Here is a 15,504-nt window from a genome sequence, read left to right on the forward strand (position 1 = left end):
GAGGTAGACGTTTGTACGGATTAGAAGCAATCAATGCCAACAATGGGTGGGCTATTTCCGTTGTCGGAGTATCAATCGTATTTTCAGGTCTTGTCATGCTTTCCCTTGTGATCTCACAGCTTCATAAGGTATTAGCTTTGTGGGAAGATCCTTCAAAGATTAAAGCACTCTTTAAAGCAAAACAATCCGAAGATCAGTCAGACAAACTACAGGAAAAGGAAATAGTCGATCAGGCAGTTTTTACGGAAAGCCAAAAAGAGGTTGTAAGGCAATTCGGCCTTCTTATAAGAACCATGGAAGACCATTTTTCATTGCCAAGACTGCTCCATCTTGCCCAAATCAGTGATTTAAAAAATCCTCATTCAAATCTTAATAACCTTCTCGAAACAAAGATAATTATCCCCGATGGCTCAGGTTTTTTTACATGGGAAAAAGAGACGTTTGACAAAGCCATTTTATAATAGAATAGATTTCTTAAAAAAAATGACAAGTAAAAGGAAATAAAATGGATGCGTTATTTATAGAGTTTTATCACAACACAGGGTTTTATCTGTGGGATTACCGTTACCTTATCATGATTGTTGTAGGGTTGGTGTTTATCTATCTTGGAATTGCCAAAGATTATGAACCCTTGCTCCTGGTTCCCATTGGATTTGGTATCCTCATGGGAAATATTCCCGTATTCCAGGGACTGGGTTTAAGTATTTATGAAGACAATTCAGTTCTCCATTATTTATATTTCGGTGTGACACAAGGGATATATCCGCCCCTTATTTTTCTTGGCATAGGGGCTATGACAGATTTTTCCACCCTTTTGGCAAGGCCGATTCTAATGCTTTTAGGGGCTGCTGCTCAGACTGGTATTTTTATAACATTTCTGGGCGCACTGGCCCTTGGGTTTGCCCCGAACGAAGCATCTTCCATTGGAATTATCGGTGGAGCTGATGGTCCGACCGCCATTTTCCTTACGGCAAAACTGGCACCCCACTTGATCGGTCCCATTGCCGTGGCAGCCTATTCATACATGGCGCTGGTTCCTGTTATTCAGCCTCCGATTATGAGGCTTTTGACTTCCAGAAAAGAGCGTTTGATACGAATGGAAGAACCCAGGGAAGTTACAAAAAGAGAAAAAATAATTTTCCCCATTGTTGCATTCCTCCTCTGCTGTTTTCTGGCCCCTGCTGCCCTGCCATTGCTTGGAATGCTCTGTTTCGGCAATCTCTTAAAAGAGGCTGTTGTAACGGAAAGACTTGCCCAGACCGCAAGAAATGCCCTCATTGATACCGCAACCATACTATTGGGGATTACAGTTGGTGCAAGCACCCAGGGAGATATTTTTCTTGTACCAAGTTCGGTTGGAATCTTTGCTCTTGGTGCACTCTCATTCAGTATTGCCACAGCATCCGGGGTTCTTTTTGCCAAGGTCATGAATCTGTTTTTAAAGACAAAGATCAATCCGCTTTTAGGGGCAGCTGGTGTGTCTGCTGTGCCGGATTCAGCCCGTGTTGTCCAGATGGTCGGTCAGAAAGAAGATCCCACCAATTTTTTATTGATGCATGCCATGGCGCCCAATGTGTCCGGTGTTATCGGATCAGCTATCGCCGCTGGTGTATTATGGAGTTTGATGGCTTAAGTTAAATTTAATAGTTACCTGAATATATAAAAAGGCAAAATTGAAGGTGGATGGATAGTGTCAGAAAAGCCAAGAGAAATTATTATATCAAAAGAAGATGCCGTTTTCTGGATGGATAAAAATGGTGACTGGCATAATGAACACGGAAAGTTTGAGCATCCTAAAATCATAAAATATTTTAACGCATCTATAAAAAAAGATAAAAATGGGTATTATATCCATCAGGTGACGGATGAGTATGATGAAAAAGTATATTTTTCTTATGAAGACACAGCTCTTTTTGTTTTTGATATAAAAGTGAATAAAAATATCATCCTTACATTAAATAACAACGACACAATAAAATTTGATCCGAAACAACTTTTTACCAGGGATGACAACCTCTACATTCAAACCTCTGAGCACCAGGTTAAGTTTAAAGATCGCGCGCTTTTAAAAATTTCAAAGTTTATGGAAGAAAAGCATGGGCAGCTGCTTTTTAAATTGGAAGGCAAGACCTATCCTGTTCAATAGCCATATGGCTAAAGTTTTATTGGAAATGCTGGCGCCAGCAATATCCGGAAGCCCGATAATGGCCGACATAGTCATTGGAAGGGGTTAAACTAAATGATTACAGTGGCTCGCCAATTTTCTGAAACTCTCAAGGAAATCGGTGTTCGATATGTTTTCGGGGTCCCAAGTGGCAGCATGATTGACTATATTGAGGCTATCCGTGAAACAGGGAAGATTGATTTCATACTCGTCAGTCATGAGGCCAGTGCCGGTTTTATGGCATATGTCTGTGGCAGGCTGACCGGTATTCCCGGCGCCTGTTTTGCCACTTTTGGCCCAGGCGCGACAAATCTTTCAACCGGTGTGGGAGGAGCACTGCTTGACCGGTTTCCGCTGCTGGCCTTTACAGATGAAATGCCGGAAGAAAAACGGTATCGTACTGTCCAGATGAATATCGACCATCAGGCATTATTTAAGCCGATTACAAAATGGACGACCCGTTTAAAGGCCGGCAGGGTCAGGGAAACACTTTTAGAGGCTGCCAGGGTTGCCGGTTCCGGAATACCCGGCCCGGTGCATATTGGGATTCCTTCGGATATCAGCAACAAAAAGAGCGAAGAAGACCACATACAATTAAAGCCGCTTCCAAGAATCAAATCGGCAGAACCATCTGTGATACAAACAATGAAGGAGATGTTTTCCAGGGCCTGTAAACCTTTGATTGTTCTGGGGATTACAGCTGTACAGGCAGATGTAAAGCCCTTGATACATGAGTTGATAGAAAAATTTCGACTGCCTGTCATTTTGACCCCAATGGCCAAAGGAATGGTTTCAGAAGATCACCCGTTATATGCCGGTGTCCTGAATCATGCACTTGCAAATATTGTCGGCCAGACGCACCAGCAGGCAGATCTGATCCTTGGTATTGGGTATGATCCTGTTGAAGTGAATTATGAAGACTGGGTCCCTGATGCTCCCATCATTCATCTTAATACTGTTCCGGCGGATCTTGATACCGATTCCCATACGATTGCCGCAGACGTTGTCGGGGATATAAAAATCTCACTTCAAGCGCTTATGACCGTTTCTCATTTGAACAATAAATGGGATATGGATGCGTTGCTGAAGCAAAAACAAAAAATGTTTGCAATTCTGAAATCCCGCGAGGGTTCATTCGGTCCCCTGACTGTGCTTGAAGGATTGAGAAAAATACTTCCGGATGACGGTATCATGACCTGTGACGTCGGTGCCCATCTTCATTTGATCGGACAACAATGGCGGACACCGGAACCCGGATGCCTGCTGATGACAAATGGATGGTCTTCAATGGGATTTGCCATACCGGCAGCAATTGCTGCAAAATTATGTCATCCTGAGAAAAAAGTCGTATGTGTCGTGGGGGATGGCGGTTTTTTAATGACGGCAGGAGAAGTGGCAACCGCTCAGAGGCTGAATTTACAAATTGTAATTATACTCTTATCGGATCAGGAGCTTTCACTGATTCGGATTAAACAAAAAAAGAAAAATTATCAGTGCGGGTATGGTACCCTGCTTTCTGAAAAGGATCATCCAGAGTCAGATTTTTTTCTTGGTGTTCCCATTTTAAACGTTTCGGATCAGACGGCCTATAAAACAGCATTGCAAAAAGCACTTTCCTGTTCTGGACCAGTGATTGTCAAGGCTGCAATAAATAGCTCGGAATATGATGATTTGGTGCTTAAATGATCAGCCGTTCAAATTATTTTTTATATGAAAGTGTATTTAATTTGACCAGATTATATTCCCGTTTTCCAAGGCCTATTTTCTGGGCATAGTCAAGCTGATGCTCCCAGTCAACAGAGGGGTAAAGACCTCTGAACTTGTCTTCTCCAGGGTTTAGATTTGTTTTAAGAACAGTGCCGGGCAAAGCTTTTTGCTGGTTGACAAGGTCAGCGCTTGCCTGGTCAATGGCAACAGGATCACTTGATGCGAGAACGCCTACATTATTCACAATGGGGGATTCGCTGTAAGGCAGGCAATCACATTTGGGTGAAATATCTGTAATAAAATTGATGAAAAAAGCTTTTTTTTCTTTGTTTTTAAGGACCCCAAGATTGTATTCCATCATTTTTTCAAGAAAAATTGGAACCGTCTGATTCCAGTTGATATTCACGGATTCGGTCGGGCACCGGACAATGCATTCAGCACATCCGATGCATTTGTTTTTATCAATATAGGCTTTTTTTTCTTCAAGATAAATGGCCCCTGCAGGACAATGTTTTTCACATTCGGCGCACCCGATACAGGTTTTTCTTTTTATTTTCGGGCTGACATTGGAATGCTGGTCGAGTTTCCCTCTTCTGGAGGCACATCCCATGCCAAGGTTTTTCAGAGTACCGCCAAACCCTGAGAGTTCATGGCCTTTAAAATGGGCCACAGAAACCAATGCATCCGCATCAATGATCTCAGAACCGATATAAACATGTTTGCAGTTTTTCTGGTCCACTTTAATTTTTGTTTCGCTCTTTCCCCTTAGTCCATCGGCAATAATAATGGGCGTGGCATCCATTGAGGAATATGAGAATCCGTTTTCAATGGCCGTATGAATATGGGATACACTGTTGGATCGTGTACCCACATAGAGGGTATTGGCGTCGGTGAGAAAAGGGCCGGCCTTATATTTTTTTATGGTCTGGATGATTGTTCTGATAAATACAGGACGGATATAGGCGGTATTGCCCTGTTCACCAAAATGGATCTTTACGGCGGTCAGATCGTTTTCGTTTAAAATGTTTTCAATCCCTGCTTTTTCAACAAGTCTTGAAAGTTTCTGGGGAAGGTTTTCCTTTGAAGTGGCCTCTAAATCCATAAAAAAAACATCAGTAGTCATTCTTTTCTCCTAACAGAGTTGATTACAATATTAAAAATACTAAAATACGTTAATCTGTTGAGAATTACAATACACAGATGCGGCTGGATCGCTTATGTCATGGTTTGCAACAGCCTGAAGAGTGTTCTTCTGGCAAGTATGTCACCTGAAATAACACCGACCGCTTTATCTTCCTCGACAATGGGCATGGCTGAAATTTCATGGTTCTCCAGCTTCCGGATGCAGTCAATGATGGTGGCATCTGGATTGTTTGTAATCACATCTGCGGTCATGATCTTGGTCAACGGAGAATCCATGGGCAGTTTTGATGCCATGGCTTTGGTAATGTCCCAGTTGGTCACGATGCCGATGAGCTTGCCTTTTTCAGACACGACGTTGACGATGGGAACCTGGGCATCTACCAGTAATTTGGCAGCATCGGTCACGCTTTTATCCACACCGATGGTGGGGGCTTCTTCCATGATATCCCTGGCTGTCCTTGATTTTTCCATGGATGCGATTCGCTGAACACTGATTTGTTCTGCAATTTCACAGGGCAGGCTGTCTGCATCCTTGCAAAGGCCGTTAATCAGTTCTCCCATATTTCGGCGGATGACCGTTTCAAGTTTTTCAACAGCTGCTTTCCTTCGATTATTCGCAAGGCTTTCGAAATCATCCTGGTTTTTTTCAAGCCAGGATTCAATGGCGTTGGGATTTCCTAGAAGGTCTTTGGGAATCAGCAAATGATTCGGTGTCGGAATAATCCTTTCATGGGCAGCATAGATGACCCCGCCTGAGTTTACCAGATAGTCTGTTGCAATCAGCACACCTTTGTCCCTGTAAACAAAGCGTTCCATTCGTCGGCGCTCAGCTTTTCTTTCCGGATTCGGAGAATAGGTGTTTGCCCCTTCAACAATGATCTGCCAGGTTCCCATCCTGTCCGTGGTCATGGATGGGTTTGAGGCGGCATCCACATCCAGGTAGTTGAACACGGGCGATGCCGGAACCAGACAGAATGCGGATTCGGTTAGAAGGTTGTTGGAAGAGTTGGAAAAGACCATGTTTTTTAATTCAGGATGATCCTCGTGCATGATTTGATCATGAAAATATTTTTGAGTCACGGTACCAAACTCTTTCCACATATCAAAGAGCTGTTTCCAGGGGAGCCCGTCCGAATTCAAAAGATAGCCGTTTACATCACTGATCCCTTTGATAATAGGGCAGTTTTCAGGATCATACTCATGAAAAATTCTTCCCACGTGGGCACCCACAGCCCCAAATCCCTGGATGAGAATGTCCAGCTCAGAGGGTTTGGGAATGACCATATTTTTAAACTGGGGTAGTTGCTTTAATTTGGGTAGATGTTCGAGCAGGGCCTTGGTGGCTACCACAATACCATTGGCGGCACCGCCAAGTTCATCAATCCTGTTGCCGCCCATGTCAGCCGGTTTTGATACGACATTGTTCAGGCCGTTTTCAATGGCAAAGGTTTTCATATCCGCATCATTAGTCCCCACATCCGGACCCGGAATATAGATTTTTTTGTATCGTTTTAAAAGCTGACCAAATCCCTTTATGACTTCATACCGGTCTTTTTCACAAAGATTTTCATTCCTGACGATACCGGATTTTCCACCGCCAAAGGGAAGATCGGCGGCGGCATTTTTAAGGGTCATACCCCTTGCAAGGTTATGGATAATATCCGGGGTGATATCCGGCAGCATCCTTGTGCCGCCCATTGACGGCTGTCCCATGGCAAGGTTGTCCACCACAAGGAATCCGCCGATTTCCACAGGGCTGTCCTCATTCCACATACAGGATACCAGCCTTGGCCCCAGGCGGTCTACTTTTATGCCTAGACGTTGGAGACGATCAACATCCAGGGGACCGAATTCAAGAAATCTCAAAGGACCGTCCTTGATCAGGCGGTTTTTCCAGATACTTTCTGGCAGGGCATCGTGCAAAAATTGATGCATTCTTGACGGAATCATTTTCCCATTTCCTTATACTTAAGATTAATGCAGGTTTTTCGCTGCAATGACACCGGTACCGGACTTGATTAATGCCTGTGCTGTCAAGTTGACGGAATGATGCTTGTCAAGATAATTGGTTTGAAGGGCTTCCATCAGATCATTATCCAGAACTTCTTTTTTTGTTAAAAAGTATTCAAGAATGTTAGACGGATGCTCTCTTTTTTCCTCTACATCAATTTCTCCGCCTTCATGTTTTGCAGAAATATTGGGGACTTCTTTGGCAATTTCAATGAGTTCATCTCTGCGGTTGTATGGTTGATTTACAATGGACTGATAGGTTTCCGTAATATGGTGCTCAAAGCGAACCTGTTTTTCAAGGCCCAATTGTTTCCTGATGACATTTGCCTGTCGGATGGTCTCATTGTTTACTGAATTGGAAAGGTTGAAACCCACAAGGGATGTGGTGCCGTCTTCCCGTGCAAAGAGTCTGGCCGTCATGAGTGTCCACATGATAAAGTATGGATTGTCATTGCCTACAAATACGGAGATTTTAAATTCAATGTCCACGCCAAGTCTGTGCATCATGTATCCTAAAAGAATGGTGCCGGAATTTACGTTCAATACCTGCTTAATACCGTAGCCAGTATAGTAGTTGAGATATTCTTCAGCCCATTTTATGGGATAGTCATTGGGCTGCCCGATTCCACCAAAATACCCGGTAATGGTGCCAGGGCCGCCAAGATGAACGTTGCTGCCATCGGTTCCGCGGGTATCAAGGGATTCCACATATGTGGCACCGATGATCTGCATGGCAAGGGCGGTGGCCATGATATCGCCGTTATCTTCGACCTGCTCGGCCATGTTTCTGACCCGGATAATCCGGCCCGGCATGAGTTCTTTTTTCTCAATGGCCTGTCTGGCCTGGGCCATCAGCCAAGGGAAAAACTGCATGGCGCTGGCTTCAAGTGTTACGGCATTGGTCGAATCAACAGATGAGGCATCGCCATCCTTTCCCAGGATATTTTTGCAATAGTCATCCATTGAAATAAATGCTTTCTTGTCCCTTTGTTCCATCAGCCATTCAAGGTCGGCAACATAGGGGGAATTCATTTCTTTAAGGCGTTGCATCAGGGTTTCAGGATTCCTGGCCTGTGCTGCTTTTTCGTTAATGGCCCTGGCACCGCCAAATTTTTCAATCAGGTCACAAAGTTCTTCCACTTGTTTGTTGCCAGGATTTGTGATGAGTTGATTAACAATATCGAGATCTTTTGCTTCAATTTTAAGCATTTCTTTAAGGTTAGCCATGGCAATTCCTTTTTTTAGGTCTTTATTTTTTCATTAGTGCCAGAAATTTTTCTTTTTCGCCTTCAATCATGTGGTAACAATGCTGGTCTTCCGGGAATTTGCCTTCACGAACATCTGTACAATAGGCTTTCATGGCATCTGTGATGATGGTAGCAACATCGCAATATTTTTTAACAAATTTCGGAGTGAATGCCTGGAACTGACCAATGAGGTCGCTGACAATCAAAAGCTGCCCGTCACAGTCTTTTCCCGCACCAATTGAGAATACCGGAATGGTAAGTGTTTTGGCAATATATTGAGCTACTTCCGGGGGAACTGCTTCTACCAGAAGCATCTGAGCCCCGGCCACCTGAACAGCCAGGGCATCTTCAACAACCAGGGCGGCATCTTTGGCTGTCCTGCCCTGGGCTTTGTGGCCGCCCAGCGCTCCGGAACTCTGGGGTGTGAGACCGATATGCCCTATAACAACAATCCCTGCTTCTATGATGGCCTTGATTCTTGAGGCCACCCGAGTGCCGCCTTCAAGTTTGATGGCATCTACGTCAGCTTCCTTAAGGAAACGGCCGGCGTTTTTTACGGCATCTTCATCAGAAGTCTGGTAACTCATAAAAGGCATGTCGCCAATAATGAATGTGTTGGGCGCACCACGTCGAACAGCATCACTATGAACAATACATTGATCCATGGTAACAGGAACCGTGCCTTTGTATCCATAGACACACATGCCAAGGGAATCACCCACAAGAATCATATCAAGCCCTGCTGCTTCTGCAAACTGGGCAGTAGGAAAGTCATAGGATGTCAACCAGGTGACTTTTTCACCCTTTCTCTTCATTTTATAAAAATCATGGATTGCTTTTTTCTTAGCCATTTTATTCTCCTTTTTGTATTATTCGTGAGTTTGTTTAAGCTAAGCTGCATCAATGGGCCATCCCTGGTCGGGTTTGACTTCTGCGTATACAATAAATGTTTCGATTTTTCCCATCCCGGGAATGGTGGCAAGCTTTTCCTTGACCAGATTGCCCAGGTCGCTAATGTCCGGGGCAACAACATGCAAAAGGTAATCAAACCGCCCGGTAATATGGTAGCAGGCACGGACATAGGGAATCATTTTGATTTTATTTTCCAACAGCACAATATCTTTTACCTGGTGCCGGTCAAGGGAAATGCAGGCAAACCCCTGGGCTTTCAGCCCCAGCTTTTCAGGGTCCATTACTGCCCGGTATCCTTTAAGAATTCCCTTGTCTTCAAGTTTTTTGACCCGGTCCAGCATGGTGGAGGGTGCAAGCCCCACCTCTTTAGCAAGCTCACTATTTTTTTTTCGCCCGTCCTGTTGCAATGCTTTTAAAGTATGCCTGTCAATGCTGTCCATGGGGTCTCCAAAATTAAATTCGATAATTTATTATTTATACCGAATAAAATTGTAATGTCAAGTGGAAAAATAAATAAATTTTTGAGATTATTTAAAAACTACCGAATTTTATTCGATAAACAATTAACTGCCTTTCGTGGTCGGGCCTGGTATAGAAACTTGACTTTAAGGTCTTAATTTTATTAATCTGAATTATTAAAAGAAAGAACATTAACTTTTTACAATAAGTATAAGGAAAGATTATGGGTAAGAATGTAGTTGAAAAAATTGATGATCAGGTGAAAATAAAGACCCTTCTTATGAGTGTGTCTGACAAATCCGGCCTGGAGTCCTTTATTCCGGGACTGGTTGAGTTGAATCCGGATATTTTGATTCTGTCAACCGGCGGGACATATAGTAAAATAAAAGAGATTCTGGGTGGAAGGGCAGATTCCTGCTTAGAACAGGTATCTGAATATACGGGCCAGCCAGAAACCCAGGGAGGGCTTGTCAAAACTCTTGATTTTAAAATATACCTTGGTCTGTTGACGGAAACTTATAATGATGCCCATCAGGAGGATTTAAAAAGAACCGATGCCCGCGCCATTGACATGGTCGTGGTGAACCTTTATCCCTTTAGTGAAACCATTGCCAGAGAGGGGGTGAGCCTGGAAGATGCCAGGGGGAATATTGATATAGGCGGCCCGACCATGATCCGGGCGTCTGCCAAAAATTTTATCCGGGTGGCATCGGTGGTTGATCCTTCCACATATCCTTCCATACTGGAAAAACTTAAGGCCAATGATGGCTCTTTATCCCTTGAGGACAGGTTTGGGCTTGCCCAAAAAGCATTTGAGCACACTGCAGTCTATGATAGAACCATCAGCCGTTATCTTGCTGCAAAATCGATAAATGACGTTAAATCATGCTATAAATCAGGAGAATAAGCCATGTCCAAAGATCTCAAAGAGATGTACAAAACAATTATGGATGATCATTTTACCCCGCAGATGGAAGTTTCTTTTGTTGACGGGGATAAAAGACAGACCCTTTTTTATGAAAAGGTTTCATGGGTGATTGACGGGGTGAACAAGGGGTTAAGATATGGTGAAAATCCCGGACAGGAAGCAGCGCTTTACAGGCTTGTCAACGGCAACCTTGCCCTTGGTGATGCCCGAACCATTACCTCTGGAAAATATCTGGTGTCTGATATTGAACTGCTTCAATCGGGCAAGCATCCGGGAAAAACCAATCTTACCGATGCTGACAACGCCTTGAACATTTTAAGATATTTTACCGATACCCCATGCGCCGTGATTGTCAAACATAACAATCCTTGTGGGGCTGCAAGGGCGCAAAGCCTCGAACAAGCCTATCACAAAGCATATATGGCGGACCGTGTGGCAGCCTTTGGTGGGTGCATTGCCCTGAATAAAGCAGTGGATATTGCTACGGCCCAGGCCATCGCCAATCAGTATGCAGAAGTTGTGGTGGCACCGGAATTCGAAGATGGGGTCATCGATATATTGGGTGCCAGGAAAAATTTAAGAGTGATCCGGATTAATAATATTGATAAGCTCCAAAGCTTTATCGGTGAACGGGTGATTGATTTTAAAACTCTGATGGACGGCGGTATGGTGACTCAATGGTCTTTTGTTCCCCAAACCCTGTCTGAAAAGGATTTGGTTGTGGCTTCAACCGAGTATAAGGGGGAAGCATACAAGGTTGACCGTGAACCCACAAGCCGGGAATATGAAGACATGCTGTTCGGATGGCTGGTGGAATCCGGCATTACATCCAATTCAGTGATCTATGTGAAAGACAATGTCACCGTAGGGATCGGAACCGGCGAGCAGGACAGGGTAGGAGTGGCGGAAATTGCTGTGGACAAGGCTTTTCGGAAACTCGCTGACAGATACTGCTTTGACAGATATGAGCTTTCCTTTGCCGATCTGACGGATACGGATAAGAGGGAGCAAATTGAAAATGATGTAAAAGAAGTCAAAGGCGGTCTTATTGGATCTACCATGGTGTCTGATGCGTTTTTTCCCTTCAGGGACGGTATTGATGTGGGGCTCCGTCAGGGGGTTAAAGCCGTGGTTCAGCCCGGCGGCTCTATGAACGATTACCAGTCCATTGAAGCATGTAATGAAAATAATGCAACAATGGTCTATACGGGGCAGAGAAGTTTTAAACATTAAAATTTTTTTATACAAATAAAGAGAGCTGGTCTCTCCTGGCGTCAGCATGCTGGATGGTGACCTGGATGATATCTCCGTATTTGAGTTTGATACCGCTTGGGGGAAGTTTTGCTTCAAACATGAATTCCTTGATCAGCACATTATAGTGATCCCTGTAACAATCAAGAACCAGGGCTTCATAGGTGCTTCCCCGCATGGATTCCAGGTACTTGATAATCCAGTATCGCTTTCTTGATGCCTGTACCCTGCCGGCATTGGCAATGGTCAATGAAATGGATTGGAGAATATTTTCAAGTTCAGCCTTGGAGTAAGCTTTGCGATATCCGAAAATGGCCTTTATCTGCCGCTGTGTAAGAAGGTCATGATACCTTCTGATGGGGGATGTAGCGGTAGCATATGCTTTGACTCCCAAGCCCGAATGGATTTCCGGATCTGTTCCGATCATGGCACGGCTCAATTGCTTTCTTTGCATGAAATTCAAGGTTAAAGAGGTTTCAATGCCTTTGAACAGCCTTTGTTTGGGGGGTGGTTGGGATCTGAAAACAGCAGGCATATTGTTATTTGCAAGAAACTCAGCCATCAGGGAATTGGCAAAGATCATCATTTCAGAAACCAGCATGCGTGCCGGGTTTTCTCTGTCAATTTTTAAATATCCGATCTCCTGATTTTCCTCAAGCCATACATTCACTTCCGGCAGGGTGATCTGAATAGCACCAGCCTTGAGTCTTTTTTCCCGTAATAGTGTCGCAATTTTATAGAGAGTGGTAATGGGGTCATTCTTTCCATTTAAAAGATTTGCCTCAGTATAGCTCATCTGCGTATGGACTTTGATGATACTGGGGACAATATCGTATTCCATAATTTTAAAAAATCGGTTCATTTTAATGATGGTACTGATGCCCGGTCTTATTTCGTTTTCTTTCAGGCTGCAAAGATCCTCGGAAAGATTAGGCGGTATCATGGGCAGCTTATCATCAGGCATGTAAATGGAACTGGCCCGATTCCTTGCCGCAAGATCAATGGGGTCATCGGATTTAACATATGCACTAACATCAATAATATGTATTCCAAGCGTATATCCGGTTTCCGTATTCTCAAGGCTTATAGCATCATCAAAATCAAGTGTAGATTGCCCGTCAATGGTGATCAAGGGGATATTTGTCAAGTCCTTTCTTAACGGGTCATCAAAAAAGTTAGTCTGGGTGCTTGACAGCTTTTTTTCCTGTTCCAGCACATCGGAAGAAAAGTCAGTGGGAATTTGCATGGCCAAAAGATTGGTATTTTCATTTTGATCCCAGATCTCCGCCTTTACAAATACATTAAACAATTGTTCAGGTGAATTTAGAGGTGATTTTTTGATAATATTTTTGGCAACCGGGCAGGAATCAGAATCATTGCCAAACAGATAATAGGATTTTAAAACATCAATAATATCCGGATCAATCGTAGTGTTGCTGCCGTTTTTATTATTCAAAACATCGTTGATCCAGACAGCGCCTTTTTGGATCTGAATTTCCCTTTTCTCAGCCGCTTTGATTTGTCTTTTTCGGGCTTTAACCTGTTCGGGCGTGTAAGGGGCAAAAATTATCTTGTTGAATTTAAAATAGAGTCTGTCATAAAAAAAAGCCCGGATAACCGCTGCTTCATGGTCCGAAGTCAGGGGGGGGTCAAAGCAGAAAAGGGTCATGGTTTCGATATCAATGTCTTCAGACTCTTCATGAAGAATTTCCCATAATTCCTTAATGTTTATGGCCTTGGAAAGTTCTTTTCGGTTTTGCGTGAGCTGTTTTAGCTGGGTAACGATGGAGTCCCTGGAAACAGAAGTGTCAAGGCATATCTGTGATACGTGAGACAATCGGTTTTCAGAAAAATTAACTTCCCGATTATTCTCATTAAGTAATCTTAATTTGCCTTTTTTTTCCTGTAATATAACAGCAGAAATAATTTTCTGCTGGTCAATATACTCTACAATATTCCCTTTAATCATGGTTCCGACAATAACAGGAAGGGGGTGTGTTGTCAAATGAACAAGAGGCATGAAAATCTTGTAAATTAAAGGGAAATACGATAGAATGATTTTATGGGAAACAAAGAGAATAAAGAGAATAAAGAGAATAAAGACTTAAAAAAACAAAACAAAAATGATCTGCCGATTTTTGATTCTGATCATGATTTTTTAAAGGCATTTGAAAAAAAGAATGAGATAAAGACAGACAAAAAAAAAATTCAAACAAACAAGCATGGGGTGCAGGTGTTGGATACTCTGTCTGATAACCGAAATTTCATAGAAAATAGAGGCAAAGAAGATTTTGCTGAGCTGTTGGAGGAATCTTTTAAAAACGGGGAAGTAAAACCTGCAAAGAAAACATCATCCATGCCTGTAAAAAAAAGACTAAAGCGGTATCCGCCTGTTGAAGTTGAGCTGGACCTGCATGGTTACAACGCCATTGGCGCCCAAGTCAAAACCAGATCGTTTATCCACTCTTGCAAACATCAGGGGTTTTTTACATTAAGAATTATTGTCGGAAAAGGGCTTCATTCCGATCTTGGAGCGGTATTGCCTGATGTCGTTGAAGATGTATGCAAAGAAATGAAAAAACAGAATCTGGTTATCTGGTATGAATGGGATAAAAAAAAGAAATCTAAAAGTGGTGCTGTGATTGTTTATTTAAAACAATTTGAACGCTTTGAATGATCATTTTTTTCTGAGCTGATACTTTTTGACTGCCTGATTGTGCTCCTGGATGGTTTTTGAAAATTGATGGGTGGTATCTTTTTTAGAAACAAAAAACAAATATTCGGTTTGAGCAGGATACAAGGCTGCCTGTAATGACTTGGCCCCGGGGTTTGAAATGGGACCCATGGGAAGCCCCTTGATTTGATAGGTATTATAAGGGGTTAGCATTTTAAGGTGTTTCCGTTTAATGTTGCCATCAAAATTTTTGATGCCGTATATGACGGTGGGGTCACTTTCCAGGCGCATGTTTTTTCCCAGGCGGTTATGAAAAACAGAAGAGATCAAGGGTCTTTCCGAAGCATCTCCCGTCTCTTTTTCAATAATGGATGCAAGGGTCACAATATCATGGACAGAAAAGCCGAGAGTTTTTGCCCGGGCCTTCCATTTTTCAGTGAAAATAATTTTAAAATGTCCAACCATAGTGGTAATGATATCCTCACAGGAAGTATGCTTTGGGAAAAAATAGGTGTCAGGAAAAAGATAACCTTCCAGGGAGGTTGATTTAATTCCTAAGGAGATGATAAAGGATCTGTCTTGGCAAAGATCTATAAATCTTGTTTTGTTGCAGAGATCTGTCTTTTCAACCAATGCGGCAACTTCTCTGATATTCATTCCTTCCGGAATAGTCATCCTGTACAATTTTACTTTGCCTTTTAAAAGAATCTCAAGGATGTGCTCCGGAGATTTTGATGCAGACAGAAGATATTCTCCCGCCTGAAGTTTTTTCTCTGCCTTTTTCATTTTTGTGAATAATGTAAAATATGTCTTATTTGATATAATGGATTTTTTTTCAAGGTTTTTTGCAATAATCGTAAGGTTTTGACCGGGTTTGATGGTAAAAATCTTTTCAACGGCAGCAGTGCTTGCGGGTTCTTTAATAAAGGATTTTATATCAAGATAAAAGAAAAATCCTCCTGTAAAAAGAAAGATAAAAAGAACAAATGTTAAAATTTTCATGTTGTTT

General features: G+C 42.8%; 14 protein-coding genes. 7 read left to right on the plus strand and 7 right to left on the minus strand.

The window, feature by feature from the left end; genetic code table 11:
- Window positions 1–11 precede the first annotated feature (11 nt).
- The 4 genes from QAI40_RS04995 to QAI40_RS05010 all read left to right on the plus strand — a co-directional run bounded on the left by QAI40_RS04995 (window position 12) and on the right by QAI40_RS05010 (window position 3,850).
- Window positions 12–461 carry an OadG family protein gene (locus tag QAI40_RS04995; protein ID WP_299979005.1) on the plus strand — a complete coding sequence of 150 codons (450 nt, stop codon included), beginning with the start codon at window positions 12–14 and terminating at the stop codon, window positions 459–461.
- Window positions 462–505: 44 nt separating this feature from the next.
- Window positions 506–1,633 (plus strand): sodium ion-translocating decarboxylase subunit beta, encoded by a 1,128-nt coding sequence (locus QAI40_RS05000; RefSeq protein ID WP_299979002.1) that lies wholly within the window; start codon window positions 506–508, stop codon window positions 1,631–1,633.
- A 57-nt stretch (window positions 1,634–1,690) separates the two neighbouring features.
- Window positions 1,691–2,146, plus strand: a complete 456-nt coding sequence (locus tag QAI40_RS05005; protein WP_304511465.1) for an MFS transporter permease — start codon at window positions 1,691–1,693, stop codon at window positions 2,144–2,146.
- 93 nt (window positions 2,147–2,239) lie between these two features.
- A complete protein-coding gene (locus QAI40_RS05010) occupies window positions 2,240–3,850 on the plus strand; it encodes a thiamine pyrophosphate-binding protein (protein ID WP_299978996.1) in 1,611 nt (536 codons plus the stop codon).
- 13 nt (window positions 3,851–3,863) lie between these two features.
- On the opposite strand, the gene QAI40_RS05015 is transcribed toward QAI40_RS05010, so the two are convergent.
- The 5 genes from QAI40_RS05015 to QAI40_RS05035 form a co-directional block, all read right to left on the minus strand.
- The gene (locus QAI40_RS05015) at window positions 3,864–4,994 is read right to left on the minus strand and encodes a DUF362 domain-containing protein (RefSeq protein ID WP_299978993.1); all 1,131 of its coding nucleotides are present in this window, start codon (window positions 4,992–4,994) and stop codon (window positions 3,864–3,866) included.
- 92 nt (window positions 4,995–5,086) lie between these two features.
- On the minus strand, window positions 5,087–6,964 hold the full coding sequence (locus QAI40_RS05020; RefSeq protein WP_299978990.1) for a Glu/Leu/Phe/Val dehydrogenase dimerization domain-containing protein: 1,878 nt from the start codon (window positions 6,962–6,964) through the stop codon (window positions 5,087–5,089).
- A 24-nt stretch (window positions 6,965–6,988) separates the two neighbouring features.
- The gene (locus QAI40_RS05025; RefSeq protein ID WP_299978988.1) at window positions 6,989–8,251 is read right to left on the minus strand and encodes a hypothetical protein; all 1,263 of its coding nucleotides are present in this window, start codon (window positions 8,249–8,251) and stop codon (window positions 6,989–6,991) included.
- A 22-nt stretch (window positions 8,252–8,273) separates the two neighbouring features.
- The gene (gene panB, locus QAI40_RS05030; RefSeq protein ID WP_299978985.1) at window positions 8,274–9,122 is read right to left on the minus strand and encodes a 3-methyl-2-oxobutanoate hydroxymethyltransferase; all 849 of its coding nucleotides are present in this window, start codon (window positions 9,120–9,122) and stop codon (window positions 8,274–8,276) included.
- A 39-nt stretch (window positions 9,123–9,161) separates the two neighbouring features.
- A complete protein-coding gene (locus QAI40_RS05035; RefSeq protein ID WP_299978983.1) occupies window positions 9,162–9,623 on the minus strand; it encodes an Lrp/AsnC family transcriptional regulator in 462 nt (153 codons plus the stop codon).
- Window positions 9,624–9,865: 242 nt separating this feature from the next.
- Between QAI40_RS05035 and QAI40_RS05040 the strand changes: the two genes are divergently transcribed.
- Window positions 9,866–10,549, plus strand: coding sequence for a hypothetical protein (locus tag QAI40_RS05040; RefSeq protein WP_299978980.1), 684 nt, complete (start codon window positions 9,866–9,868; stop codon window positions 10,547–10,549).
- A 3-nt stretch (window positions 10,550–10,552) separates the two neighbouring features.
- Window positions 10,553–11,803 carry an IMP cyclohydrolase gene (locus QAI40_RS05045; protein WP_299978978.1) on the plus strand — a complete coding sequence of 417 codons (1,251 nt, stop codon included), beginning with the start codon at window positions 10,553–10,555 and terminating at the stop codon, window positions 11,801–11,803.
- Window positions 11,804–11,810: 7 nt separating this feature from the next.
- On the opposite strand, the gene QAI40_RS05050 is transcribed toward QAI40_RS05045, so the two are convergent.
- On the minus strand, window positions 11,811–13,841 hold the full coding sequence (locus QAI40_RS05050; RefSeq protein ID WP_299978975.1) for a ribonuclease catalytic domain-containing protein: 2,031 nt from the start codon (window positions 13,839–13,841) through the stop codon (window positions 11,811–11,813).
- A 42-nt stretch (window positions 13,842–13,883) separates the two neighbouring features.
- Here QAI40_RS05050 and QAI40_RS05055 point away from each other — a divergent pair, with 42 nt between their 5' ends.
- Window positions 13,884–14,498, plus strand: coding sequence for a Smr/MutS family protein (locus QAI40_RS05055; protein WP_299978972.1), 615 nt, complete (start codon window positions 13,884–13,886; stop codon window positions 14,496–14,498).
- On the opposite strand, the gene mltG is transcribed toward QAI40_RS05055, so the two are convergent.
- Complete coding sequence (mltG, locus tag QAI40_RS05060; protein WP_299978970.1) at window positions 14,499–15,497, minus strand: endolytic transglycosylase MltG; 999 nt, start codon at window positions 15,495–15,497, stop codon at window positions 14,499–14,501. It abuts the gene before it with no gap.
- Window positions 15,498–15,504: the final 7 nt, after the last annotated feature.

This window comes from Desulfobacula sp., from assembly GCF_030611305.1.
Classification (GTDB): domain Bacteria; phylum Desulfobacterota; class Desulfobacteria; order Desulfobacterales; family Desulfobacteraceae; genus Desulfobacula.